The 24,648-nt window shown below is 62.3% G+C and carries 18 protein-coding genes, 2 tRNA genes and 2 pseudogenes; 8 read left to right on the top strand and 14 right to left on the bottom strand.

Annotated features, from left to right (window positions below; genetic code table 11):
• Window positions 1-116 precede the first annotated feature (116 nt).
• From EN807_RS24040 to EN807_RS24030, 3 genes are all read right to left on the bottom strand, one after another.
• Complete coding sequence (locus tag EN807_RS24040; protein ID WP_246684311.1) at window positions 117-4,091, bottom strand: SPOR domain-containing protein; 3,975 nt, start codon at window positions 4,089-4,091, stop codon at window positions 117-119.
• A gap of 103 nt (window positions 4,092-4,194) precedes the next feature.
• On the bottom strand, window positions 4,195-5,952 hold the full coding sequence (argS, locus tag EN807_RS24035; protein ID WP_135936940.1) for an arginine--tRNA ligase: 1,758 nt from the start codon (window positions 5,950-5,952) through the stop codon (window positions 4,195-4,197).
• A gap of 74 nt (window positions 5,953-6,026) precedes the next feature.
• Window positions 6,027-7,241, bottom strand: a complete 1,215-nt coding sequence (locus tag EN807_RS24030) for a deoxyguanosinetriphosphate triphosphohydrolase (RefSeq protein WP_135936939.1) — start codon at window positions 7,239-7,241, stop codon at window positions 6,027-6,029.
• Between the two features lie 73 nt (window positions 7,242-7,314).
• Between EN807_RS24030 and erpA the strand changes: the two genes are divergently transcribed.
• The 4 genes from erpA (at window position 7,315) to EN807_RS24010 (ending at window position 9,249) form a co-directional block, all read left to right on the top strand.
• Window positions 7,315-7,662 carry an iron-sulfur cluster insertion protein ErpA gene (gene erpA / locus EN807_RS24025; RefSeq protein ID WP_006335221.1) on the top strand — a complete coding sequence of 116 codons (348 nt, stop codon included), beginning with the start codon at window positions 7,315-7,317 and terminating at the stop codon, window positions 7,660-7,662.
• Between the two features lie 2 nt (window positions 7,663-7,664).
• The gene (locus tag EN807_RS24020) at window positions 7,665-8,057 is read left to right on the top strand and encodes a VOC family protein (RefSeq protein WP_135936938.1); all 393 of its coding nucleotides are present in this window, start codon (window positions 7,665-7,667) and stop codon (window positions 8,055-8,057) included.
• A 7-nt stretch (window positions 8,058-8,064) separates the two neighbouring features.
• The gene (xth, locus tag EN807_RS24015) at window positions 8,065-8,859 is read left to right on the top strand and encodes an exodeoxyribonuclease III (RefSeq protein WP_135936937.1); all 795 of its coding nucleotides are present in this window, start codon (window positions 8,065-8,067) and stop codon (window positions 8,857-8,859) included.
• Window positions 8,860-8,958: 99 nt separating this feature from the next.
• Window positions 8,959-9,249, top strand: a complete 291-nt coding sequence (locus EN807_RS24010) for a hypothetical protein (protein WP_095521532.1) — start codon at window positions 8,959-8,961, stop codon at window positions 9,247-9,249.
• 84 nt (window positions 9,250-9,333) lie between these two features.
• Here the strand turns inward: EN807_RS24010 and EN807_RS24005 are convergent, their stop codons facing one another.
• The 9 genes from EN807_RS24005 to EN807_RS23965 form a co-directional block, all read right to left on the bottom strand.
• On the bottom strand, window positions 9,334-10,170 hold the full coding sequence (locus tag EN807_RS24005; RefSeq protein ID WP_029353183.1) for a tetratricopeptide repeat protein: 837 nt from the start codon (window positions 10,168-10,170) through the stop codon (window positions 9,334-9,336).
• On the bottom strand, window positions 10,157-11,881 hold the full coding sequence (gene ilvD, locus EN807_RS24000) for a dihydroxy-acid dehydratase (RefSeq protein WP_095521448.1): 1,725 nt from the start codon (window positions 11,879-11,881) through the stop codon (window positions 10,157-10,159). The genes EN807_RS24005 and ilvD overlap by 14 nt, the downstream gene beginning before the upstream one ends.
• Window positions 11,882-12,160: 279 nt before the next feature.
• Entirely contained in the window at window positions 12,161-13,393 is a 1,233-nt protein-coding gene (locus EN807_RS23995) for an OmpP1/FadL family transporter (protein WP_128341499.1), read from the bottom strand.
• A 433-nt stretch (window positions 13,394-13,826) separates the two neighbouring features.
• Complete coding sequence (locus EN807_RS23990) at window positions 13,827-16,610, bottom strand: valine--tRNA ligase (RefSeq protein ID WP_135936936.1); 2,784 nt, start codon at window positions 16,608-16,610, stop codon at window positions 13,827-13,829.
• Window positions 16,611-16,830: 220 nt separating this feature from the next.
• Window positions 16,831-17,727: a PopZ family protein gene (locus tag EN807_RS23985; protein WP_135936935.1), complete on the bottom strand. Its 897-nt coding sequence runs from the start codon at window positions 17,725-17,727 to the stop codon at window positions 16,831-16,833.
• 211 nt (window positions 17,728-17,938) lie between these two features.
• Entirely contained in the window at window positions 17,939-19,345 is a 1,407-nt protein-coding gene (locus EN807_RS23980; protein ID WP_135936934.1) for a TolC family outer membrane protein, read from the bottom strand.
• Between the two features lie 186 nt (window positions 19,346-19,531).
• Entirely contained in the window at window positions 19,532-20,200 is a 669-nt protein-coding gene (locus EN807_RS23975) for a protein-L-isoaspartate O-methyltransferase (protein WP_135936982.1), read from the bottom strand.
• Window positions 20,201-20,307: 107 nt separating this feature from the next.
• A tRNA-Cys gene (locus tag EN807_RS23970) sits at window positions 20,308-20,381 on the bottom strand.
• A gap of 330 nt (window positions 20,382-20,711) precedes the next feature.
• A complete protein-coding gene (locus EN807_RS23965) occupies window positions 20,712-20,972 on the bottom strand; it encodes a hypothetical protein (RefSeq protein WP_029353198.1) in 261 nt (86 codons plus the stop codon).
• 221 nt (window positions 20,973-21,193) lie between these two features.
• On the opposite strand from EN807_RS23965, the gene EN807_RS23960 reads away from it, so the two are divergent.
• A tRNA-Asn gene (locus EN807_RS23960) sits at window positions 21,194-21,268 on the top strand.
• A gap of 116 nt (window positions 21,269-21,384) precedes the next feature.
• Here the strand turns inward: EN807_RS23960 and EN807_RS23955 are convergent.
• The gene (locus EN807_RS23955) at window positions 21,385-22,035 is read right to left on the bottom strand and encodes a TetR/AcrR family transcriptional regulator (RefSeq protein ID WP_135936933.1); all 651 of its coding nucleotides are present in this window, start codon (window positions 22,033-22,035) and stop codon (window positions 21,385-21,387) included.
• 89 nt (window positions 22,036-22,124) lie between these two features.
• Here EN807_RS23955 and EN807_RS23950 point away from each other — a divergent pair, with 89 nt between their 5' ends.
• A complete protein-coding gene (locus tag EN807_RS23950) occupies window positions 22,125-23,018 on the top strand; it encodes an NAD(P)/FAD-dependent oxidoreductase (protein ID WP_135936932.1) in 894 nt (297 codons plus the stop codon).
• A gap of 21 nt (window positions 23,019-23,039) precedes the next feature.
• Window positions 23,040-23,511 (top strand): annotated as a pseudogene (locus tag EN807_RS23945) (isoprenylcysteine carboxylmethyltransferase family protein).
• 41 nt (window positions 23,512-23,552) lie between these two features.
• Here EN807_RS23945 and EN807_RS36745 read toward each other — a convergent pair.
• Complete coding sequence (locus EN807_RS36745; RefSeq protein WP_246684309.1) at window positions 23,553-23,921, bottom strand: type IV toxin-antitoxin system AbiEi family antitoxin domain-containing protein; 369 nt, start codon at window positions 23,919-23,921, stop codon at window positions 23,553-23,555.
• A gap of 356 nt (window positions 23,922-24,277) precedes the next feature.
• Here EN807_RS36745 and EN807_RS23935 point away from each other — a divergent pair.
• Window positions 24,278-24,595 (top strand): annotated as a pseudogene (locus EN807_RS23935) (ATP-binding protein); the annotation flags it as partial.
• Window positions 24,596-24,648 lie beyond the last annotated feature (53 nt).

Genomic DNA, 24,648 nt, shown 5'->3' with positions numbered 1-24,648 from the left:
TCGAACCACATGCGGCCAAGACCCCTTCCACACAAAGAAGTCCCTTCCACAAAGAAACCGGCGCGGTTCGTGACCGCGCCGGTTCTTTCCGCCCAAGGGCGGGAGACTTGAAATGGCTAGCGCGACACGAAGCAGTTGCCGCCGGCAGCCTTGTAGCTGGTGCACAGGTTGATCGCATCGTTGCGCGACTTCGCCGGGACGCGGACGCGATAGAAAGTTCCCTTGCCGGCGATCTCCGCCTTGACGATGTTGGCGGTATGGCCGGAAAGCACGCTGCCATAGCGGCGCTGCAGATCCTGATAGGTCGACTGGGCGCTTTCGACGGTCGGCTGCGAGGCGATCTGCATCGACCATGAGCCACCGCCGGTCGAGCCCGCCGCCGGATTGATGGACGCAACCTGGTCGGGCTTGACCTCGCCGACGACGTCGACCGGCTGGTCGGACGGACGCTGCGGCGCGACCGGAACCGAGGCCGGCGTATTGGCAGGCTGGGCGGTTTGGGCCTCAGCCTCAGGCGCAGCTGCCGGCGCGGCCGTCGGATTGACTATTTCCGGCTTGGCTGTTTCCGGCTTGGCGGCTTCGGTCTGGTCGCCGCCCACTGGGTCGCCACCCAGTAGGTCGTCACTTGCCTGGTCGGTAACAGGCGGTACCGTACCGGTCTGTTGTTCTGCGTCGTCGGCCTGACCCGTCGGGGCCACATGCTGGGGCGCCGGATCGACAGGCTCGACGGCAGCCATCTGCGGTGCCGCAGGCGCCGGATCCTCGCGCGCAACCAGCGAGCCATCGGGTTTAACGACCATGGTTCTCACCTTGCGCGGCGCAACCGCGACGAGGTCGGGGTCGATGCCCTGGTCGGCCTCTTGCAGAACCTGGGCGATACGATCCTCGGATTTGGATGCCGGCACGGCGGCGACGTCGGCATTCCCGGCCGCTTGCGTGCCGCCGGCCGCTTGCGTGCCGCGGATCGCGTTGGCGCCTTCAGCGGCGGCGGATTCGGCATTGCGGGTCGCATCGGCGGCTTCAGCCGTGTCGATATCGTCAGGCGAAAGATCGACCACACGGCTCTGCGGCGGCTCCTTGGCCGCCACGTCCACCGGCTCTTCGGTGTTGGTGACCAGTTTTTCCTGGACCGGTTCGGCAGGCTTTGCGCCACCCTTGGCCACGGCGTCATAGACCTTATTGTCCTGGTTCGGCACGACGGTGCCGCCCGGATTTTCCGGCCTGACCTTGATCGGTGCGTTGTCCGCCTTCACGATGACCGGCGCATCGGTGCCGCCGGCGCCGCCGAAAGACAGCGCAAAGGCGCCGAGACCGCCGGCGAGCGCCACGGCGCCGACCACTGCGGCGACCAGCAAGCCGCGGCTCCGCGGCCTCGCGGCATTGTGATCAGCCAAGCCGGGCACCGACATGGCCTCATCCAGTTCGGGGTCGTAGTCGAGTTCGTCCAATCCAAAGTCGTCGGCCTGCGAGGCCGGCCGGCCGTTGGGCAAGTCGGCCAGATCGAAGCCGCTGGCGGCATCGGCATAAGGCGCACTGACAGACGCTTGTGCGGGTCTCGCCGCATAGGTGCGCGTTTCAACGCGGTCGGGCTCATAGCCTGACTGGAACCCGGCCGCCGACTGGAACCCGGCCGCTGACTGGAACCCGGCCCCTGGCTGAAATCCGGCATTGTAGGATTCGTCGTCATAGGCCGCGCTGCGCGCCGGGGCGGCAGCGACGTCTACGGCATTCATTTCCGTGAGAAGGCTGGCGAATTCGGTGTCGAGATCGTCATAGGCAGGCGCCGCCGGTTCGTCGTCATTGAAGTCGAGGTCCGGAATATCGAGGTCGTCCGCCAGCGCCACCACGCGCTCGGGCACATCGACCGTCTCGACATCGGGCATCTCGTCATACGCCGAAGACTGTTCGCCTTGCGCCGGCGCAAATGCCGCATCGGCGGCACCGTCTTCGGCCGGCTCATCCTGATAGGACGGTGCCGTAGCTATTGGCGGAGTCGCATCCGTGGTCTTCACCGAAGTCGTGGGCTGGGCTGCAAAGGCGGGCTGCGACTGTGCGACCGGCGTTACGCGGCTCCACGAACGGGCCGGCGTCGGCGGGGCGGAGGGTGCCGCCATCCAGCTTAGCGCATCAGCCGGATCCTGCTGGGGAGCGGCGGCAGCAACGTCATCGCCGTCGCCATGATCCAGACCGATGTCCTTGGCGAACGCGGTATGCAATGCGTCATCGTCGAAATCGACATCGGCCTGCCCGGCGGCATCTTCAGCGCTGAAATCCTGGCCCTCGAGCTCATCGAGGAGAACGCTATCGAGATCGGCGTCGGCGGCGTGAACCGCGCTACTATCCGGCGACCCCAAAGGGTCTTGCTCGTCGAGGCTCCAGTCCAGTTCTTCGACGGGATTCGCTGGTTTGTCGGCGACCTTTTCAGTCGCGGCTACAGGGTGCTGAACCTTAGCGGGTTCGTTGGCCGCGGAGGCCGCCACGGGGGCAGCCCGTGTGCGCATGGTGCCCAACAGCGCGTTCAGCTCGTCTTCGAGGCTCCGCTCGTCAGCGATGGGGGCTGGCGCCGCCGGCTGGACTACGGCGGCCGGCGCCGTCGGTTGGGCAGCAACGCCGGAGGCCTGCGCAACCGGCTTTTCGGCTTCCTCGGCAAGCGCATCCTCGAAGCTCAGGTCAAAATCGGCGTCGAACGCATCTTCCGGGGTCTCGGCGGAAGGCTCGTGCTTGGCGACGATAGCCTCCGGTTCGTCAATTTCTGGCTCGTCAATTTCGACCGGTTCAGCCGTGCGAACGTCGAAATCCATGTCGACATCGACCATGATATCGTCGAAATGGCCGGCAAAGTCCTCATCGGACTCGTCCGAAACAGCCCGAACAGGCGCAGCAGGAGCTTCAACAGCGGCCTGCTCCATCGGCCCATGTTCGTCGAGCATCAACTCGTCTTCGAGCGAGCTTGCGACGGCATTGTCGAATTCGTCGTCGAAGGCGGGTTCGGCGGCCGGCGCGGAAACGTCGGCGGGTTCGGCAGCCTGCTCCATCGGCACGTGTTCTTCAAGCATCAGCTCGCCTTCGAGCGAGCTTGCGACCGCATTGTCGAATTCATCGTCGAAGGCGGGGTCGGCGGCCGGCGCGGGGATTTCGGCGGCTTCGCCAACCTGCTGCATCGGCACCTGCTCGTCGAGCATCAGCTCGTCTTCGAGCGAGCTTGCGACTGCGTTGTCGAATTCATCGTCGAAGGCGGGTTCGGCGGCCGGCGCGGATGCATCGATGGCGGCAGTATTCTGTTCGGACTCGTCCGTCGCCTCGTCGTCGACCAGTAAATCCTGTTCGAGCGACGCGGCAAGCTCGTCGTTCCCAAGCTTGTCGTTCACTGGCAAATCGTCGTCGAATGGCGACACATCTTCGAGCGAACTTGCGAGCCCATCGTTGGAATCGTCATCGAAAGCCGCTTCAGCAGCCGGCGCGGATGCTTCGGCAACGACAGAACGAATGTCGTCGGCAGCAACGGCATGGGCAGTCTCGTCCGTCGCATCGTCGTCCAGCAGTAAATCCTGTTCGAGCGACGCGGCAAGCTCGTCGTCCCCGAGCTTGTCGTTCCCAAGCTTGTCGTTCCCTGCCAAATCGTCTTCGAAAGGCGACACGTCTTCGAGCGAACTGGCAAGCGCATCGTCGAAATCGTCATAGAACGCAGCTTCAACAGCCGGCGCGGATGCTTCGGCAACACCAGAACGCGCGTGGTCGGCAGCAACGGCATGGGCGGTTTCGTCCGCCGCATCATCGTCCAGCAGGAAATCCTGTTCGAGCGACGCGGCAAGCTCGTCGTCCACGGCGTCGGTGGCCTCGAAAGCCGGCTCGCGAATCTCGGTTGCGCCGTCGTTGTCGTCGGCGCCGAATTCGCCCATCAACTCCTTCTCGAGATCGATGTCGAAATCGCCCTCGTCCGCCGGCTGGCTGGCGGGGGCCGCCTTCGGCTGGGCCTGCGGCTTGACCGGCTGGCGCGGGTCGAACCCCATGATCCTGGTCAGTTCCGCGAACGGATCATCGTCGGCGATATCGTTTTGGGCGGCTGCTCTCAGCTGGGTTCTGTCTGCCATTATTGTTCCCGAACTCGCACTCATTCGGACGCCATGGACGTCGCGCAGGGTTGGCCCTTACCAGCGCAATGTGGGCAAAAGGTGACAGGTTTTTTAGTCAAACCTAACGCATTTCGGTGGGCGCATCGGCCCCGATCAGCATCAGGCCGGACGTCAAAACGTCCGAAACAGCCTGCACCAGCCCTAGTCTGGCATGCGTCAATTGTCGGTCGTTAACCTTAACAAAACGTAAGTCCGGATTCTCGGTGCCGCGGTTCCAATGTCCGTGGAAGCTGGAGGCGAGATCGTAGAGGTAGAATGCCAGCCGGTGCGGCTCGAGCGCAAGTGCCGCGGATTCAATCAGCCGCGGATATTCGGCAAGCTTCCTGATCAGGCCGATCTCGCCTTCGTCGGTCAGCGAAGCGGTGGCGGCGGCCATCCGATTGCGGTCGAAGTTGGCTTCGCCCAACTGTTCGCTCGCCTGCCGGAACACCGAATGGCAGCGCGCCGAGGCGTACTGCACGTAGAACACCGGATTGTCCTTCGACTGCTCGGTCACCTTGGCGAAGTCGAAATCGAGCGGCGCATCGTTCTTGCGGTAGAGCATCATGAAGCGAACTGCATCTCGACCGACTTCTTCAATGACTTCGCGAAGAGTGACAAAATTGCCGGTCCGCTTTCCCATCCTGACCGGTTCGCCCTCGCGAAAAAGCCTCACCAACTGGCAAAGCAGCACTGTAAGCTTCACCTCGTCGCCGGAAATTGCCCGGGCGAGCGCTTCCAGGCGCTTCACATAGCCGCCGTGATCGGCGCCAAGCACATAGATCAGCTCGACGAAACCGCGATCGACCTTGTCCTTCAAATAGGCGACGTCCGCGGCGAAATAGGTGAAGGTGCCGTCGGACTTGACCAGCGCCCGGTCCATGTCGTCGCCGACCGCTGTCGAGCGGAACAGCGTCTGCTCGCGATCCTCCCAGTCGTCCGGCTTCTCGCCCTTGGGCGGCGGCAGCTTGCCCTTGTAGATATGGCCCTTGAGCGTCAGGTCGTTGATGGCCGAACGGATTTTCCGGGCGTTGTCGGCGTGCAGCGTGCGCTCCGAGAAGAAGACGTCGTGATGCACATTGAGCAGCGCCAGATCCTCACGGATCATCGCCATCATCGCATCGATCGTCCTGTCCTTGACGATCGCAAGCGCTTCCTCGTCGGGCATCTGCAGCAGGGAGCGGTCGAATTCGCTGGCCAGCGCCTGCCCGACCGGCACCAGATAGTCGCCCGGATAAAGCCCGGCAGGAATCTCGCCGATATCGTCGCCGAGCGCCTCGCGGTAACGCAGCATGGCAGAACGGCCGAGCACGTCGATCTGCGAACCAGCATCGTTGATGACATATTCCTTGGTCACGTCATAACCTGCGAAGGCCATCAGATTGGCGAGCGCATCACCCACCACGGCGCCACGGCAATGGCCGACATGCATCGGTCCGGTAGGGTTAGCCGAGACATATTCGACATTGGCTTTCTTGCCGCCGCCGACCGTCGAGCGGCCGTAATTGCGGCCTTCGCCGAGCATCGCGGTCAGATGCAGCTGCCAGAACGCATCCTTGAGTCTGAGATTGACGAAGCCCGGACCGGCAACGTCCGCAGCGGCGATGTCGGAGTCGGCGCGCAGCGCCTGCGCCAGCCTTTCAGCCAGTGCGCGTGGCGACTGGCCGGTCGGCTTGGCCAGCACCATTGCAGCATTGGTCGCAAGGTCGCCATGGCTGGCGTCGCGCGGCGGCTCGACGGCGATGCGCGACAGGTCCAGCGAACCGCCGTCTTTGTCTTTTAAATCAAGCGCTTTGACAGCTCTGGTGATTCGCGCGTTGAAATCGGCGAAGATGTTCATTGGGATGGCTCTGGGGTGTGGCTCTGGCAGCTTTGCAGGGATCCGGCTTATTGGCCGGCAAAATCGAGCTCGGCCTAGCTTAATTCAGGCGTATGGTCAAACAAACGGCGGTGTTCTTTCAAAGCGTAGGTATCCGTCATGCCCGCCAGGAAATCGGCGACGCTGCGCGCCTTGATGCGATCGTCGGCCCGGTCGAGCCCTTCGCGCCAGCCGTCGGGCATGGCGCGCGGATCGGCGAAATAGACCTCGAACAGGTCGTTGACGATCTGCTCGGCCTCGTTACGCACGCGCATGACCTCGCTGTGCCGGTAGAGATGCTTGTAGAGAAAGGCCTTCAATTCCTTTTCGAACGCGGCCATTTCGGCTGAAAAGGTCACCATCGTCTCGCCCGCCGCCCTTACCGCGTCGGCGCTGTCCGGCTTGATGCGGGCCAGATTGGCGGTGGTGGAAACGATGACATCCTCGACCATCATCGTGATCTGCCGCCGCATCAGTTCGTGCCCTGTCCTCACATCGTCCAGCGCCGGATAGCGCTGGCGCACGCCTTCGAGAATCGAGCCGGGCAGCGAGACCATTTCCAGCATGTTCAGCGTCAGGAAGCCGGATCTCAGGCCGTCGTCGATGTCATGGGTGTTGTAGGCGATGTCGTCGGCGATCGCTGCGCACTGCGCCTCGATGCCGGCGAAGCGGTCGAGTTCGAGGTCGTGCAGCTCCGAATAGTCGCGGATCGCTGGCGGCACCGGCCCCTTCAGACCCTTTCCGCTGGCGTCAGTCAGCGGTCCGTTGTGTTTTACCAGGCCCTCCAGCGTTTCCCAGGTGAGGTTCAGCCCGTCGAATTCGGCATAGCGGCTCTCCAGCCGCGTCACCACGCGCAGCGACTGCGCATTGTGATCGAAGCCGCCCCAGGCGATCATTTTCTCGTTCAGCGCGTCCTCGCCGGTATGGCCGAAGGGCGTGTGGCCGAAATCGTGCACCAGCGCCACCGCCTCGGCCAGGTCCTCGTCGCCGCGCAGCGCCCGCGCCAGGGCACGCGCTATCTGCGCCACCTCGATCGAATGCGTCAGCCGGGTGCGGTAATGGTCGCCCTCATGCGCGACGAACACCTGCGTCTTGTGCTTCAGCCGGCGGAATGCCGTCGAATGGATGATGCGGTCGCGGTCGCGCTGGAATGGTGTGCGGGTCGGGCTCTCCACCTCGTCGAACAGCCGCCCGCGCGACTTCGCCGGATCGCAGGCATAGGCCGCGCGCGGCCGATAACCAAATCCGATGTCGCCCAACTCATTTGTCATCGCCGCTGCCGCAGTTGACTTGCCCCCTCGCGCTTCATACCTATCATGTGAAACCGAAAGCAAGGTGACGCCCATGGGCGCTGACGCCAAGACCGCTATGAAAGTCGAGATGACCGACGCCGCCGCAAGGCGGATCGCCAAGATTGTATCTGGCGAAGCCGGTAAGACGGCGTTGCGCGTTTCGGTCGAGGGCGGCGGCTGCTCCGGTTTTTCCTACAAGTTCGACCTGGTCGACACGCGCAACGATGACGACGTCGCCATCGAGAAAGACGGCGCAACCGTACTGATCGACGACCTCTCGCTGGTCTATATGGGTGGCTCGGTGATCGATTTCGTCGACGACTTGATGGGCCAGTCGTTCCAGATCAGGAACCCGAATGCGGTCGCCTCGTGCGGCTGCGGCACTAGTTTCAGTATTTAGAAATGCCTGCCATCGGCGCGGTCCGTCAGGTCGCGCTTTCAGCCGGGCGCGATCTCGATGCAACGCTGGCGTTCTGGCACGACGTGCTTGGCATGACGGTGCACGCGCGCTTCGATCCGCCCGGCATCGCCTTCATCATGGCCGGCGACGTGCGGCTGCTGTTCACCGATGGCCTGCCGGCCGGCACCGTCTATCTCGACATATCGGGCCTCGACGATTTCTACGCCTCAGCAAAAGCCGCCGGTGTCCCCTTCACCGCGCCGCCGATGCTCGTCCATCGCGACACCGAGGGCCTGTTCGGGCCGGCGGGCGAAAGCGAATGGATGGCCTTCCTAAAGGACCCGGCAGGCAATACGATCGGCCTCGTCGAAGGTCATCCGCCGGAACAGCAATGAGGCCGTCATGAAAATCGTCACCTGGAACATCAACGGCGTTCGGGCCCGCATCGGCAATTTGACCCATTGGCTGACGGAAAGCGCGCCTGATATCGCCTGCCTGCAGGAGATCAAGACTGTCGACGAGCAGTTTCCGCGCGCGGAGATCGAGGCGCTCGGCTACAACGTTGAAATATATGGCCAAAAAGGTTTTAACGGCGTCGCCATCCTGTCGAAGCTGCGCTTCGACGAGGTCATCAGAGGCTTGCCGGGTGACGACACCGACGAGCAGGCGCGTTTCATCGAGGGCGTGTTCTCGACCGACGAGGGCGCGTTGCGCGTTGCCTCGCTCTACTTGCCGAACGGCAACCCGATCAATGACGAAAAGAAGTTCTCCTACAAGCTTTCCTGGATGGCGCGGCTGGAGCGCTGGGCCGAGGAACGGCTCATGCTCGAAGAGGCGCTGGTGCTGGCCGGGGATTACAATGTCATCCCCGAATACATCGACGCGAAATTCCCGGAGAACTGGCTGAGCGACGCGCTGTTCCAGCCGCAGACGAGACAGGCGTTCCGCCGGCTGAAGAATCTCGGCTTCACCGAAGCCGTGCGCGCGGTCACCGACGCGCCGGACATCTTTACTTTCTGGGATTATCAGGCCGGCGCCTGGCAGAAGAACAACGGCATCCGCATCGATCACTTGCTGCTCTCGCCCGAAGCCGCCAACCGCTTTTCCTCGGCCTCGATCGAAAAGCATGTGCGTGCCTGGGAAAAACCCTCCGACCATGTGCCGGTGGCCGTCGAACTGGCTTTCGCGCCAATCTGATCATTTCGAGGCTCGGACCGCCGGATTCCCGGTTGATGGACCGTCATATCGCCACAATCGGGGTTTCCGCTGCAATCCGGGTTCGGCCGGGGTTTCAAGATGACGATCAGATTTGCGCTTTGCCCATGTGCCGCCGCGCTCGCCCTCGCGGCGACGCCGGCTTTTGCCGATCCTGAATGCCTGGCCAACGGAAAATCCTTCCAGATCGGCCAAGTCGCCTGTCTGACGCTGTCCGGCCGGAGCCATCTCGCCCGCTGCGACATGGTGCTCAACAACACGTCATGGACAAAGATTCGGGACGAATGCCCGCGAACGACGCTGGCGCCGTCGGCCACGCCAATTTCAACACCTGAGTCCGGTCTCGTTCCGACGGAACCCACCGAGAACTGATCTTCCGACTTGATTTTTCGAAGTAGCCAGTCCTCCGACTTATTGCCTTCCTCACTATCGGCTTCGTGGCTACTGGCTTCTTGGCTACTGGTCGCCGCCGCCCTTGGTGAGGATGTCGTCGGCCAGCGAAATCGCGGTGCGGCGGTCGGCCTCGCCCGCGGCGGCAAACGCCTCTTCCTGCATGCCGCGTATCCATGGCTGGTCGGAAGGTGAGGCCCGTTCGAGCGCCGCGGTCATCATCGCCAGCCCCCGAACGATCTTACCGCTCTGGAAAAGCAGATGGCCGAGCGTTGCCTGCGCGCCGGCATGGCCCTTTTCCGCGGCGAGTTGGAACCAGCGTCCGGCCTGCTTGATGCTGGCCTTGACGCCGCCCTTGCCATTCAGGAAGATCTGGCCCATCTCGAACTGGGCATTCGGGTTGCGGTAATTGGCGGCGGCGCGCATGTAATATTCCTGGGCCGCCACCTCGTTCTCTGTGATAGGGCTGCCGGGGATGCCCTTCCTCAAATAGTCGCCGAGCGCCACGAGCGCGTCCGACACATAGCTCTCTTCCGGCGAACCGGGCTCGACGTCCTGGTCGGCAATCTCGCTGAAGAACTTGAACGCCGCGTAGTCGTCGCGCTCCACGCCGTCACCCTCGGCATACATACGCGCAAGCTTCCAGGTGGCGCCGATCTGGCCGTTTTCGGCCGCGTATTTGTAGGCCTCCGCGGCCTGTTCCTTGCGGCCGTTCTTATAGGCGGAGAAGCCGAACTGAAACACCGCCCACGGGCTGGACTGCGGCTTCACGCCGGTCTTGTCGTCGAACACCTTGTCGTCGAAGGCCATGGCCTGGCCCGCGGCGCCCAAGGTCGCGCCAAAAGTGGCGATAGCGACCAGTGCCGAAAAGACAGACAACCTCAGCAACTCAGATATCCGCATAACAATGTGTTTCTTTCGCACCTCCGGGATGGGTGACCGCGCCGTCGCGGGCAGGCCCCACCGTTTGTGCATATTTCCAGATCGCGCCCGACTGATAGTCGGTCGCGCGGGCCTTCCAGGCCTTTGCCCTAGCCGCCAGTTCGGTGTCGGACAGCGCCACCTCGATTGTGCCGTTCACCGCGTCGATCGAGATCAAATCGCCATCCCTGAGCAGCCCGATCGGACCACCCACGGCGGCTTCCGGCCCGACATGGCCGATGCAGAAGCCGCGTGTCGCGCCCGAAAAACGTCCGTCGGTGATGAGAGCCACCTTGCCGCCCATGCCCTGGCCATAGAGCGCCGCCGTCGTCGATAGCATTTCGCGCATGCCCGGACCGCCGCGCGGACCCTCGTAGCGGATGACGAGGACCTCGCCTTCGCTGTAGCTGCGATCCGTAACCGCCTCGAAACATTCCTCCTCCGAATCGAAACAGCGCGCCGGACCAGAGAATTTCAGCTCCGACATGCCCGCGACCTTCACGATCGCGCCTTCGGGGGCAAGGTTTCCCTTCAAGCCCACGACGCCACCCGTTTGGGTGATCGGTCGGTTGGCGGGACGGACCACATCCTGGCTATCATTCCAGGCTACGTGCTCCATATTTTCGGCTAAAGTGCGGCCGGTCACCGTCAGGCAGTCGCCGTGCAGATAGCCGTGGTCGAGCAACGTCTTCATCAAGAGCGGAATGCCGCCGGCCTCGAACATGTCCTTGGCGACATATTTGCCGCCCGGCTTCAGGTCGGCGATGTAGGGCGTCTTCTCGAAGATCCTGGCTACATCGAAGAGGTCGAACTTTATCCCGGCCTCATGCGCGATCGCCGGCAAATGCAGCGCTGCGTTGGTCGAGCCGCCGGTGGCCGAGACCACGGTCGCCGCATTCTCCAGCGCCTTCAGCGTGACGATGTCGCGCGGGCGGATATTCTTTGCGATCAGCTCCATGATCTTTTCGCCGGAGGCGAAGTTGAAGCGGTCGCGCATCTCGTAGGGCGCCGGTGCCCCGCAGGAATATGGCAGCGCCAGACCGATGGCCTCGGCGACGGTGGCCATGGTGTTGGCGGTGAACTGGGCGCCGCAAGAGCCGGCCGACGGACAAGCGGCTTGTTCGATTTCGAGGAGCTCGGCGTCGCCGATCGTGCCGACCGAGTGCTGGCCGACGGCCTCGAACACATCCTGCACGGTGATCTGCCGGCCCTTGTAGGAACCGGGCAATATCGAGCCGCCATAGATGAAGATCGACGGCACGTTGAGCCGCACCATGGCCATCATCATGCCGGGCAGCGACTTGTCGCAACCGGCAAGGCCGACCAGCGCATCGTAGCAATGGCCGCGCATGGTGAGTTCGACCGAATCGGCTATGACCTCGCGCGACACCAGTGACGATTTCATGCCCTGGTGGCCCATGGCGATGCCGTCCGTGACGGTGATGGTGCAGAATTCGCGCGGCGTGCCGTTCGCCGCGGCGACGCCCTTCTTGACCACCTGCGCCTGGCGCATCAGCGAGATGTTGCACGGTGCCGCCTCGTTCCAGCAGCTCGCGACACCGACCAGCGGCTGCGCGATCTCGGCCGCCGACAATCCCATCGCATAGAGATAAGAGCGGTGCGGCGCGCGCGCCGGACCGACGGTCACATAGCGGCTGGGCAGCTTGGCCTTGGAGATGACTCTGGCGTTCATACTCTTCCTTGCCGCGGGCGGTGCGACCTGCCCCATTGCCGAGCCTCTTTGGGCACGTGTTCCGGGACAAATTCGAGTGCGCCGGGTTTATGGCGGGAAATAGGCAATCTCCCCGGGCGTCCTTGTGGTGCGAGGGTTGCTCAGAAACTGTTGCCAAAACGTCACAATCGCGGGAGGCAGAGGGGTGCCGCGTTTTTGTAACGCCGCCTGCGTGTCAGGAAGCCGCTCGAACAAAAAAGCCGGGCAATGCCCGGCCTTTTTGCTATTGAAAACTTATGTTTAGAACTTGACCTTAACGGAAGCTGAGCCGGCAAGGAGCAGATCGTCGTCGTATGTGTAGGTGATGGCATTTGCCGTGTCGCCAACACCGGTGAAGGTCGACGACCCACTGGTCAGAACACCGATCGAACCACCAAGTCTGACCTCGATCTTGTCGTTCGGCGAATAAGAAATGCCGCTGGCCACGGACCAGGTGTCCGACTGATAGCCGGAGGTCGTCGAGGTTCCACGATCCCAGGTCAGCGAAACCGCGCCAGACAATTGGTCGGAAAACTTGTGAGCTATGCCACCCGAAACCGTCCAGCCGTCGCGATAAAGCAGGTCGAAAGAAACGGGCGAGGGAGCGCCGGTCACCGGACTGCGCACGCCATTGATGGGAATGACGCCAAGCCTGCTCCATTCCTGCCAGCGGATGGAACCAAAGGCCAGCCAGCCAGGCGCTATACCGCTCTGCAGCTTAAGTTCCACAGCTTGGGGTATCTCGGCCGAGGCGGAGACAGGGAAGACCCCGGTAGCGCCTGGAATCAGATCCGCCGGAAAGGCGCCCCTAAAACCGGTGGTGTCGACAGTTCCCGACAGCTCGTCATATTTGTAGCTCGAAGAGTACATCAGGCTTCCGCGCAAGGCGATTTCGGGAATTTCATAGGCGGCACCAACACGCCAGCCCCACGCCTCGTCAGAAAGCTTGAACTCGCCGATGCCGGTATTGCCGAAGGCCAGCAGTGTCTGGCGGGACAGAAACGCATCGACCTCCTGGTAGGAGACGCCGCCGATGAACCGCATGGAGCCCTTGCCGACATTTACCTTGTAGGAGCAGGTAAGGCCGAAATCATTTGTTTTGACGAAGTATTCAACCGCCGTTGGCGAATAGGCGTTGTTCATTCCGAAGTCTGCCTCCGCACCATACGGTTCCGTATAGGTGGCAAGGCAATCCACCGGTTCAAAGATGTTGGCCTTGATACCGATGCGCGGCACCGCATAGTCGCCACCAACATCCACTGACGAAGACGACAACGCAACCGGGTTCGGCGGGGAATCCAAGCGCTGCACATTCTTCAATTTGCGCTGTGGCGAAACATATGTGACGCCAGCATCGAACGAATATGGCGCGGCATCAAACAACTGGTCGATGTTGACACCGCCCCGGTCGAAGCCGCCGGCGTTCGCAACGCCCGAAGTCAATAGAGAAAAGCACCCCGCCCCCAGCAGCGCTTTCCGACGCAAATTGTTCATGAATCTCCTCCCGAATACGAATGGGATTAAGCTAGAACCAATTCAGGTTAACGGCGCAACAATGAATTCCCGATGCGGTACATGTACACCTTCGCCGACCGCATTTTAGACAAAGTGACAGCTTTCGCCGCAAAGCCGGAAAACGGCCCGTTTGGTTGCAAATCGACAAAAAATTCAGAAAACTCGCGTGGAACGACGCCAAAACGGCCGGTTTTGCGAAGACAAGGCCACATTGTTACATTATGGCAACAATGGGGCTAAAACATTCCGTTTACGTCAAGATTTACGCTGCGGAATGCCTATTTCGCGTCAGGAAGCCGTCCGAAAACCAAGGTCGCAGGACTCGCGAATCCTGAGCATCGGACCCAAAAGCGGAAGCGGGTTTTGGTCAATCCGACCCTCAGCCAATTCGATTCTCAAACACCAGAATAAGTCAACCGGCTTCGCGCACTCGTGTCAGCGCCACCGAAAGCTTTTCTTGCGCCTCGCGATACTCGGCGAGTTTGTCGCGCTCGGCTTCCACGACATCTTCCGGCGCGTTGGCGACGAATTTCTCGTTGGACAGTTTCTTGTGCAGGCGGGCGATCTCTTCGGTCACCTTGACCAGTTCCTTCTGCAGCCGCGCCGCCTCGGCGGTAAGGTCGATCAGGCTGCCGAGCGGCAGACAGATGGTCGCCTCGTTGAGCACGATCTGGGCGGAGCCCTTAGGCGTCGTATCGACCAGCGAGATGTCGCCGACCCGCGCCAGTCGCTTGATGGCCGTTGCCTGGCGCTCAAGCCTTTCGTGGGTCGCGGTATTGGCGCCGATCAGCATCAGGGGCGCGATCGCGGCCGGCGGCACATTCATTTCCGAGCGCACGGAGCGGATGCCTGAGACGAGCTCCACCAGCCAGTTGATGTCGGCGGCCGCTGCCTCATCCTCAAAGTCTGGCGACGGCCACGCGGCATGGCAAAGCAGCGACGGCCGTTCCTTGCCCTTGCCTGATGTCTCAGCCCACAGCTCTTCGGTCATGAATGGCATCATCGGATGCAGCAGCTTATAGATCTCGTCGAGCACGAAGGCGACACAAGCCCGGCTTTCGGCCTTGGCAGCCTCGTCCGGACCTGTGAACACCGGCTTCAGCAGTTCCAGATACCAGTCGCAGAACAAGTTCCACACGAAGCGGTAGGCCGCACCTGCAGCCTCGTTGAACCGGTATGAGGTGATTCCTTCGGTGATTTCGCGCGCGGCGCGTGTCAGTTCGGTCAGGATCCAGCGGTTGACCGCCAGCTTGGCGTCGTTCAGCCAGAACTCGTCGTTCCTCGCGACGTCGTTCATCTCGGCAAAGCGCGTCGCGTTCCACAGCTTGGTGCCGAAGTTGCGGTAGCCGGCGATGCGGGCCGGATCGAGCTTCACGTCGCGCCCTTGCGCGGCCATCACCGTCAGGGTGAAGCGCAGCGCGTCGGCGCCATATTCGTCGATGAGATCGAGCGGGTCGATGACGTTGCCTTTCGACTTCGACATCTTCTGCCCGTTCTTGTCGCGCACCAGCGCATGGACATAGACGGTGTGGAACGGCTCTTCGTCCATGAAGTGCAGGCCCATCATCATCATGCGGGCGACCCAGAAGAAGATGATGTCGAAGCCGGTCACCAGCACGTCGGTCTGGTAGTAGGTTTTCAGCTCCGGCGTCTGGTCCGGCCAGCCAAGCGTCGAGAACGGCCACAGCGCCGACGAGAACCATGTGTCGAGCACATCCTCGTCGCGGGTCAGGATCTCGCCCGGCTTGAAGTTCTCGAGCTTGTCCTCAACCCAGGCCTTCCATGGCCCTTCCAGCGCCAGATAATATTCGACGGCGGCTGCGAGCGCCTCCTCCTCGGTCTTCTCGACGAAGACGCGTCCATCCGGTCCGTACCAGGCCGGGATCTGGTGACCCCACCAGAGCTGGCGCGAAATGCACCAGGGCTGGATGTTCTCCATCCAGTCGAAATAGATCTTTTCCCAGTTTTTCGGCACGAAATTGGTACGGCCCTCGCGCACCGCACGAATAGCCGGTTTGGCGAGCTCCGCCGCGTTCGCATACCATTGTTCGGTCAGGAACGGTTCGATCGGCACGCCGCCGCGATCGCCATGCGGCACGGCATGGCGATGCGGCTCGACCTTTTCGAGGAAACCGCCCGCCTCCATCAGCTCGACGATCTTCTTGCGCGCGACGAAACGATCGAGGCCGTTGAGTTCATCCCAGACGGCCTGGCGCTCGGGCGTCACCTCCAGCCCGGCGAGAAAGTCGTCATTGTCCGTGAGGGAGACCGCCGCCTCTACGGTGAGGACATTGATCGCCGGCAGCTTATGGCGCCTGCCGACCTCGAAGTCGTTGAAGTCATGCGCCGGCGTGATCTTGACCGCGCCGCTGCCTTTCTCCGGATCGGAATATTGGTCCGCCACCACCGGGATATTGCGGCCGACGATCGGCAGGACGAGGTTCTTGCCGACCAGATGCCGAAAACGCTCGTCGTCGGGATGCACCGCCACCGCCGTATCGCCCAGCATCGTCTCGGGGCGTGTCGTTGCCACCGTGATGAAGGTTTTAGGATTTTCCGGATCGAAAACCTCGCCCTCGACGGGGTAGCGGAAATGCCAGAGGGTGCCGTTGACCTCCTGCTGTTCGACCTCGAGGTCGGAAATCGCAGTCAAGAGCTTCGGGTCCCAGTTGACAAGGCGCTTGTCCTTGTAGATCAGGCCTTCCTTGTAGAGCGTGACGAACACTTCGAGCACCGCCTTGGATAGGCCCTCGTCCATGGTGAAACGTTCTCGGCTCCAGTCGGCCGAGGCCCCCAGCCGCTTCAACTGGTTGAAGATCGCGCCGCCGGATTCAGCCTTCCACTCCCAGACTTTCTCGATGAACTCGTCGCGCGTCAGGTCGCGGCGGTGGATCTGCTGCTCCATAAGCTGGCGCTCGACCACCATCTGCGTAGCGATGCCGGCGTGATCCATGCCGGGCTGCCACAGCACGTTCTTGCCGCGCATACGCTCGAAGCGCACCAGAATGTCCTGCAGCGTGTTGTTGAGTGCATGGCCCATATGCAGCGAGCCGGTGACGTTCGGTGGCGGGATGACGATGGTGAAGGCTTCCGCGCCCTCCTCGGCGCCTGCGCCGGCACGAAACGCGTCGGCCTCCTCCCAGATTTTGGCGATCTTCGGCTCGACGATTTTAGCGTCGTAGGTTTTTTCGAGCATAGGGAAATGGTCCGAGCTGTCGAATTTTTGCTGGTCCGGTGTAAATCGGAAGGTCTTGGCCAAGTCAACCGCGAGGCGGCAGGCGAGCGGGCTCGCCTGCCATACAGATAGATCTGACAAGATCACAGGCAATGCCACTGCCGAGGCCGTAGGCATTAAATCGCACATCAACAAAACGCCGCCAGCGGCGGCGTTCCCCATCCGCCAACCGTCGGAATTGTTACTGCGCGCCGCGCGCTACGCGCTCGATTTCCTCGCGCACCAGCCGCTCGACCAGCGTCGGCAGATTGTTGTCCAGCCAGTCCTGCAGCATGGGCCTGAGCATCTCCTCGGCCATCTCGTCGAAGGTTTTCTTGCTGCGGCTGGCGAACGCATCGGAAAGCTCGCCGAAGGCGGCGGCGACCTGCCGGCCCGTATGTTCGGAAAGGATCGCCGGACGAGTGGACGGTGCCTCGCTTGTCGCCGGGCCCGCCAACCCGCTTCGCGGCGGGGCCGGCTCGAAAGCAGGTTCGGCCGCGTCCTCGAAAACCTCGGCCTTCGGTTCGGCGTCCGGCGTCCGTCGCACCTCGGCCCTGTCCGGCTTGGCCGCGGTCATCGCTTCGCCTACTGAGGCGATCTCACGCCGCCAATCGGCGACGATGCTGTCGGTCGTCTCCGCAACCCTTCCCGTCGCAGGCGCATCCGGCTCCGGCTTGGCGGCCGGGGCCGGTTCGGCTGCAATCCTGGCACCAGCAAGCGTCACGGGCGCTTTGACCGGAGTCGGGTCGGAACGCAGCGGCGGCTCCATACGTGCGAGGACCGGCTCGGCGGCCGACGGTGGCGCCTGCACCTCGGTCAGCGTGACCGGCCTCCTGGCGTCCAATCCCGGACGCAACTCGGCGCGAAACGCACCCGCCTCCGGCGGCGCCCCGCCAGCCTCCGGTGGCGCCCCGCCTGGCGCCGGTGGCGCCCCGCCTACCGCCGGTGCCGGCACGGCAACCGACGCTAAATCCTGCAGCAGGTCGTCCGCTTCGTCCGGCTGCTTGCGGCCGGTATCGTTGTCTTCGATGATCCTCCTGATGGAAGCCAGTATCTCCTCCATGGAAGGTTCGCGCTGTACGCTGCTTGCTGTCGCCATCGTCACATCCGCCGCCCTTGTGACTCGTTGCAGATTTCCAGTCCGGCCAAAGCCGGATTCGAATCATGGCAACAGCGTAACCGACGGATCGCCTTACGAGAATCCCCAATCTGAGGGCGCGTTGGATTTCAACAGATTAGAGCCCGCGCGTTCCTTTGAACGGCGGGCTCTAATGCCTTGAAACTGGACGGAATTGAAACTGGTGGAGCGATCAGCGGCCGTCTGGCGTGCGCAGGCCGATCCACTTGTCCTTGACCGCATTGTAATGCTCTTCGGGTCTGTATTTCGTCACCTGAAGGGCGAGACGATCGACCGAAAGACGACCGATCGCCGAGAGGATGGCATAGCTCGCCACCACCAAATCGCGTTCGGAACTGGCCTGGTTGATCTTGGCGGTGATGAGGGTAGCTTGGGCGTTGAGAACGTCGAGCGTGGTGCGCTGGCCGACATTGCGCTCCTCGATGACGCCGCTCAAGGCAAGCTGCGCGGCGGCGATCACCTGCCTGTTGGCCACCACGGTTTGCTGGGCGGCGATGTATTGCGTCCACGCCGAGGTCACGGCTTGCCGCACGGTGTCGCGGCTTACATCGACCTCGATCCGGGCTTGGCTGAGCGATTCCTTGTTCTGGCGCACTATCGCCGACGTCCGCCCGCCCGAATAGATCGGTATAGTCAACGTCGCACCGATGCTGGCCGAATTGGTCTTACCATCCTGCCCAGTATCGGCAGAGCCCGGGGCCGTCCTGCGAAAGGCGCTGGAAACGCCGGCGGAAGCCGAAAGCTGCGGCAGCAGCGCGCCTTCGGCCGATTTCACCGTAAACGCCGCCGCGTCAACCAGATGCTGGGTGGAGAGGATGGCCGGGTGCTCGCTGGATGCGATCGCGATCGCCGCATCGAGGTTCGACGGCAACAGCTTCGACAACGGCGAAGCGCCCCTGAGCCTGCCCGGCTCGTCGCCGACGATCTGGCGATAGGTCGCAGCGCTTGCCAGCGCCTGGGCGCGGGCGGCGGCCAGTTCCGCCACGGCAGAGGAGCGCTCGGCATCGGCCTGTGCGACGTCCGTGCGGGTGCCTTCGCCGACTTCGAAGCGCGAGCGCGCGGCGCGCGCCTGCTCGGTCAGGAACTGCAGGTTCTGCTCCGTCAGCACCGCCACTTGGCGGTCGCGAATCACGTCCATGTAGGCGCTTGCCGCGTTGAACAGAATATTCTCTTCGGTGTTGCGCAGGCTCTCGACCGAGGCGCGGACCCGCGATTCGGCGGCGGCGACGTTGTTCCTGGTCTGAAAGCCGTCGAACAGGGTCTGGTCGATCTGGACGCCGAAGTTGCCGGTGGTTAACGAGATGCCCCGGTTCGAGCCGAGATTGGTACGGGCATCGAAATGGCTTCTGGAGAAGTCGATATCCGCAGAACCGGTGATGGTCGGGCGCCAGCCGGACTTGGCGATGGCAACGCTCTCATCGGTGACGCGGACGCCGGCACGAGCCGAATTGAGCTGGGAATTGTTCTGGTAGGCTTTTGAAAGTGCACCGAGAATAGTTTCCGCCGAGGCGGCCAGCGGAGAAAGCGCGGTCGCCGAAACGAGGACGGCGGCAAAAAGGCTCTTGCGTAAAGACGGCACGTTATTCCCTCATTCGTTTTGCATGGGAACCACACCGCGCCGGCTTCTCCCATTTGAGCAGCCGGCGCGGTGCGTTTCAGGTTCCCTGCTGTCAGCCCCCAAAAGAACACCCCGGTTATGCGGATCAGCAACGATTGTTCAAGCGCAAGCGAACATGACATCGCCTTTGCTGCAAGCCAAAATCATTCAGAACTCAAACGCACGAATACGTTCGAATCCCGGTAGTGGCTTAATTGCCGCATTAAATGCGCCTCTTCCGGTTACACCCCCCCCTGTTTTCAGAAACAATCGGGCCACACCCGAATTCCCCTGCCCTTCGACGGTGACGAGCCGGCCGCCTTCCGCAAGCTGGTCGAGCAGCGACTCCGGCACTTTCTCCACGCTGCCGCCGATGAAAATGACGTCGTAGGGTGCTCCCGCGGCATGGCCTTCCGGCAGCGGTCCCGTGACCACGCTGACATTGTCGCAGCCAAGCGCCGAAAGAGTCGACATGGCGGTCTCGGCCAATGCCGGATCGCTTTCCAGCGCAACGACGGACTTTGCCAGCCGCGACAGGATCGCCGCCGCATAGCCGGTGCCGCAGCCGACATCCAGCGCCGAATCGCCAGGGCCGATCTCGGCCAGCTGTATCAGCTTGGCCAGCGGCGAAGGCTCCATGAGGTAGCGGGGGCCATCCGCTGCATTGGCAATGCGGATGTCCTCGTCGATATAGGCCAGATCGCGCTGGCCGGGGGCGACAAAGGCCTCGCGCGGCACGACAAGCATCGCCTCGAGCAGCGGCGCGCTGGTCACGTCGGTGGTGCGGATCTGGCCATCGACCATCTTCACCCGACGTTCGGCAAAATCAGCGCTCATGTTCCAACCAATCCGCCCAAAACCAATCTGCTTGCCGCGCCAAGACCGCGGCTCATTTCGACCGGAACTCAAGCCCCCTGGCGCTGGTGCGCGGGAGCTTGGGCATTTGGAGGCCTCGCCCGGAATCGAACCGGGGTGCAAGGATTTGCAGTCCTCTGCGTAACCACTCCGCCACGAGGCCTCATTGCTCCCGGCGTTCCACCCGGTTCCAATAGGTTGCGGCGAAAATGCCGTCAAGCGGCCATGGTGCATTCCGGACGGTTTCCCCTCGGCCATGATGCCACGCATCGCGTCGTCGATACGCATGCTGCAATCAAAATATTAGTTAACTGTTAAGTACGGAATTTTGCTAAGGGAAGCCCGGGGCCTGGAACCTCGCGTCGGGTAAGCAGAAGGTCCGCCATTTTGAAGGAGTTGCAAGGGCCGGAAAAAAGCGTGCCGGGCATCAGCCGGGTTGAGTCGAGCCGGAAAGACCGCCCCTTCACAGAGGCTTGCCACGCGGTGCAAACCGTCAGTTCGGCCGCCGCCGCCGTTCCCACCACACGACGAGCCGGCGCCGGTGGCGGCGCACCAAGGCGAACTCGTAGGAGAGCACCAGCAATCCGATCGGTATCATCCAGAATCCCAGGATCGGTAGGAAGCCGAGAATGCCGCCGAAGATCAGCACGACGCCGATCGCAATTCTGAGGCCGCGCGAGCGCGGCATGGTGAACTGACGGCCGAAGACCGATATTTTCCGTGCCGGTGGATGGTTGTGGCTTGCTGCGCTCATGTCTGGTCGGTGGTCCGTGCGGGCAAAGTAAAAGCACCAGCTGACGAAAGCCGCAACCACGGTTTCGGTTCCGCGCACCCCGTCAGACGGCTCATATGAGGACGCGCGCACATGATTGCCAGAAATCGTCGCGCGAAAAAGCGCCGAAAAATACGAAATGCTTCTTTGCAAAGCCGAAACGGGTTTGCTATAGGCTGCGCCACTCACATGAGAGCCTCTGTTCCCCGGTAGCTCAGTGGTAGAGCAACCGGCTGTTAACCGGTTGGTCGCTGGTTCGAATCCGGCCCGGGGAGCCACCGCCCCTTCTACGCCATGGCGCGATGCTGCGCGCCAGCGTGCAATTTCTCCCATACTCTTCGATCTCGATAGTCCTGCTTCCAGAGTGTCAGAACATCGAGGATCCTCGTCTAGGCTATCCGCCCGCGTGGTCGTTGCCACCGTGCGCGGCGACGAACATGGCGACGGCCGACCGGCAATAGGATTCGATTTCGTTGTCGTCCTCTGCTCTCGCCTCATCGAAGCGTGCGGTAATCAGGAGATCGGATCCTTTGAAAAGCGCGGCAAACAAGCGGGCGGACCGGAGAGGGTCGGGCACGTTCAGAACCGCCTTCGCGTGCAACTGACGCAACAGGGCCTCGATTTGGGCGATGACATGGGCAGGGCCGGCTTCGTAATGGAGCTTGCTTAACGACTTTTGATTCGTCTTGTCGGCCATTACCATGGCTTCGACACTGCGGACGTCTGATCTCAACAGGGTGCGAAGCAGTGATGATCCCACCGCCATGAGTTGATCTTCGACCGAACCGTCGACGCCGTTAAGAAGGGTCTGTGGTGCAAACAACTGATGGCAGCCGGCCGCGATGGCCGCGCTGAACAGCGCCTCCTTGTTCTCGAAGTGCCGATAGATGCTGAGCTTGGATACCTTCGCTTGCTGCGCGACCTTGTCCAATGTCGTTGCTTGAAAACCCAATTCCACAAAGAGTTCGGACGCGGCGGCGGCTATCGTTTGGCCAAGCGCCTCGTTGGCGGGCCGGCCGCGCCGCCCCCGGCTGTTTTCGGTCATCTTAATTTCTGTCCTTGACAGTATCCTAATTCTTGAATTACGATACCACGCAGTTTCATAAATACGCAAGCCAAAGAATGGATTTTACCATGGATGACGTGATCATCATCGGCGGCAGCTTTGCCGGTCTCGCTGCCGCCCTGCAGCTCGGCCGTGCCCGCCGCAAGGTCACCGTTCTCGATACCGGCCGGCCGCGCAACCGCTTTGCCGGCCATTCGCATGGTCTGCTTGGCCACGATCACAAGCCTCCACTGGACATCCTGGCCGAGGCGCGGCAGCAACTGACGCGCTATCCAACGATCCGGCTGGTCGATGCCCGGGCCGAGAGCGTGTCTGGCGCAATCGACGATTTCAGCGTCGTCACTGACGATAACGAAAGCCTTGGCGCGCGCCGCCTGATCCTAAGCTACGGCGTCGTCGACCAGATGCCTGATGTTCCGGACTTTGCCGAAGGCTGGGGCACGTCCATCGTGCCCTGCCCCTATTGCGACGGCTTTGAAGTCGCCGACCAGCATTGGGGCCTCGTCTGGTCCGGTCCGCAGTCGCACAATCAGGTCAGGCTGTTCCGCGATTGGACCGACACGTTGACGGTCTTGACCGATGGTCACGACATTCCGCCCGATATCCGGGCCGATCTGGCGCGTCGCAACATACCTGTCGTCGATAGCCGGATCACCGAGATCGCGCATCACGAGGGCCATAGCGCCACCGTCAATCTCGACACCGGCCGCAATGTCGCAGTCGACATCCTGTTCGCGCATCCGCGCAACAAGCCGTCCGCAAGCCTGCATGAATCACTGGGCCTCGCCACGGTCGACACGCCCCTCGGCATCGCCCTCAAGGTCGATGAGCGCCGCGAAACCAGCATGCCCGGCATCTACGCCGCCGGCGACCTCGCCAACCCCGGAATGCCCTCGGTCACCGTTGCATCATCGCAAGGTGCGCTGGCGGGTATCTCCGCCCAGCAGTCGATGCTGGTTTGAGAGCACAGATTGGAGATGAGCATGGCCGTCGAACCGGACAGCGCGGGTGTGCGCTTCCCTCCGCCCTTCGTCTATCTGGGAGCGCTGCTGTTAGGGCTGGCGGTGGAGCGGTTCGTCACTGCGCTCTTTCGGCATCGACTGGCGGTTGCTGGCGGCGACGGGCGCTCTGCTGTTCGCTGCCGGCGCGGCGATAATGCTTGCAGCGGCGGGGCTGTTCCGGCGGCTGGGCACCAACGTTCCCCCGTCGCAGCCAACGACCCTCATAGCAACGACCGGTCCCTATCGGTGGACCCGCAATCCCATGTATCTCGGCATGGCGCTTATCTATAGCGGCCTTGCCATCGGCCTCGACGGGCCGATCGCCTTCGCCTTGCTCCCGTTGGTGCTGATCGCGATCCAGACGCAGGTGATCGCCCGCGAGGAGCGTTATCTCGAAGCGAAGTTCGGCGACGACTACCGCCGCTACAAGGCCGAGGTTCGCCGCTGGCTCTGACCGTCGCGAGATCACCGCACAAGACGGCGACGGGATACGCATCAAGCAGCATCACGTTTGGCGGCGCGATATACTCCATAACCGACTTTGATGAGCAAGCCCTCATCGCACATCCGGGCTAGGTAGCAGCGGGGAATGCCGATTGCTGTCAGTTCAGCCGTTCGCACCTCGCCACGCTCGCGAGCGAGGGCCGCAACTCGGTCTCTCAGCGTCGGCTTTGGCCCGCCAGCAAGGCGTAGGGCTTCTGCGCGGTCACGATCACGTTTGCGCATCTTCGTCACCGAGGGCGCATTCTGGCGTAGGGGAATCGCGAATTCGAATTTCTCAGCTTCGTCGATCCCGGGGAGCCACCGTCTTTTGTACGCCAAGGCTCGATATTGCGCGCCGACGCGCGATTTTTCCCTACGCATCGATCCGATTCGTTCGGCTGGAATGGCGCAAACAGCAGAGATGCAGATCGAAGTCAGTGGTAATCTAGCGTAGCACCCTCCCCTCGCCTAGGCCTTCAAAGCCCCCATCGTAGAGTCGGCGGCGACATCGGGAAAAGACATGCACCCGGCGCCATTGCGCCGAGACGATCCGTTTCAGAGATTTGGCCAACGACCGAGTCCGGCGCAAACCTTCCCGTTCGAGAACCGGAAGCGTTGATCGAAACAGTTCTCACAGCTAGGACGCGGCTGGCTGTTTTGCGCCCCCATGGCGCCGTTCGAGCTGCGTCGACCGCCTTCCAAAAGCAGGCATAGATATGCCGCCGAAGTTCAGCTGAAACCTCATCATCAATGCCGCAACGCATGGCCGAAGCGCCAAGATGAGCCTTGGACAGGAAGGCGGCTATTCCGTGGTCACGATCCGCGATGAAGGGCCGGGTATTCCCGAGGAACTTATTGACCAGGTGTTCGAGCCTTTCTTTCGGGTCGATGCTGCGCGCCGCAAGATCATGCCGGGCGCCGGGCTCGGCCTTGCCATCGCCAAGGAGATCATCGAGCGCTTCGGCGGGACCATCACGATCGCAAATTGCAAAAAGCCAAAAGGTCTGGTTCAAACTGTGAAATTGCCACTCACTTCATCTCAGGATCGCCTATAGCCTGCCGGCCGCAACCTATCGCTATGTGGGCGGACCAATACTGGACATGAGCG

The sequence above is a fragment of the Mesorhizobium sp. M5C.F.Ca.ET.164.01.1.1 genome (assembly GCF_004792125.1).
Taxonomy (GTDB): domain Bacteria; phylum Pseudomonadota; class Alphaproteobacteria; order Rhizobiales; family Rhizobiaceae; genus Mesorhizobium; species Mesorhizobium wenxiniae.
The sequence above is the reverse complement of the archived record's forward strand: the minus strand, read 5'-3'. Positions and strand labels throughout refer to the sequence as shown.

What these genes read in the sequence shown, in the direction of transcription:
- EN807_RS23995 (WP_128341499.1), bottom strand. Translation starts at nt 13,393, where the DNA reads ATGAACAATTTGCGTCGGAAAGCGCTGCTGGGGGCGGGGTGCTTTTCT.
- ilvD (WP_095521448.1), bottom strand. Translation starts at nt 11,881, where the DNA reads ATGAACGCCAGAGTCATCTCCAAGGCCAAGCTGCCCAGCCGCTATGTG.
- EN807_RS23975 (WP_135936982.1), bottom strand. Translation starts at nt 20,200, where the DNA reads ATGAGCGCTGATTTTGCCGAACGTCGGGTGAAGATGGTCGATGGCCAG.
- xth (WP_135936937.1), top strand. Translation starts at nt 8,065, where the DNA reads ATGAAAATCGTCACCTGGAACATCAACGGCGTTCGGGCCCGCATCGGC.
- EN807_RS24010 (WP_095521532.1), top strand. Translation starts at nt 8,959, where the DNA reads ATGACGATCAGATTTGCGCTTTGCCCATGTGCCGCCGCGCTCGCCCTC.
- EN807_RS23965 (WP_029353198.1), bottom strand. Translation starts at nt 20,972, where the DNA reads ATGAGCGCAGCAAGCCACAACCATCCACCGGCACGGAAAATATCGGTC.
- EN807_RS24040 (WP_246684311.1), bottom strand. Translation starts at nt 4,091, where the DNA reads ATGGCAGACAGAACCCAGCTGAGAGCAGCCGCCCAAAACGATATCGCC.
- argS (WP_135936940.1), bottom strand. Translation starts at nt 5,952, where the DNA reads ATGAACATCTTCGCCGATTTCAACGCGCGAATCACCAGAGCTGTCAAA.
- EN807_RS36745 (WP_246684309.1), bottom strand. Translation starts at nt 23,921, where the DNA reads ATGCGTAGGGAAAAATCGCGCGTCGGCGCGCAATATCGAGCCTTGGCG.
- EN807_RS23950 (WP_135936932.1), top strand. Translation starts at nt 22,125, where the DNA reads ATGGATGACGTGATCATCATCGGCGGCAGCTTTGCCGGTCTCGCTGCC.
- EN807_RS23985 (WP_135936935.1), bottom strand. Translation starts at nt 17,727, where the DNA reads ATGGCGACAGCAAGCAGCGTACAGCGCGAACCTTCCATGGAGGAGATA.
- EN807_RS23955 (WP_135936933.1), bottom strand. Translation starts at nt 22,035, where the DNA reads ATGACCGAAAACAGCCGGGGGCGGCGCGGCCGGCCCGCCAACGAGGCG.
- EN807_RS24005 (WP_029353183.1), bottom strand. Translation starts at nt 10,170, where the DNA reads ATGCGGATATCTGAGTTGCTGAGGTTGTCTGTCTTTTCGGCACTGGTC.
- erpA (WP_006335221.1), top strand. Translation starts at nt 7,315, where the DNA reads ATGGGCGCTGACGCCAAGACCGCTATGAAAGTCGAGATGACCGACGCC.
- EN807_RS23990 (WP_135936936.1), bottom strand. Translation starts at nt 16,610, where the DNA reads ATGCTCGAAAAAACCTACGACGCTAAAATCGTCGAGCCGAAGATCGCC.
- EN807_RS24030 (WP_135936939.1), bottom strand. Translation starts at nt 7,241, where the DNA reads ATGACAAATGAGTTGGGCGACATCGGATTTGGTTATCGGCCGCGCGCG.
- EN807_RS24020 (WP_135936938.1), top strand. Translation starts at nt 7,665, where the DNA reads ATGCCTGCCATCGGCGCGGTCCGTCAGGTCGCGCTTTCAGCCGGGCGC.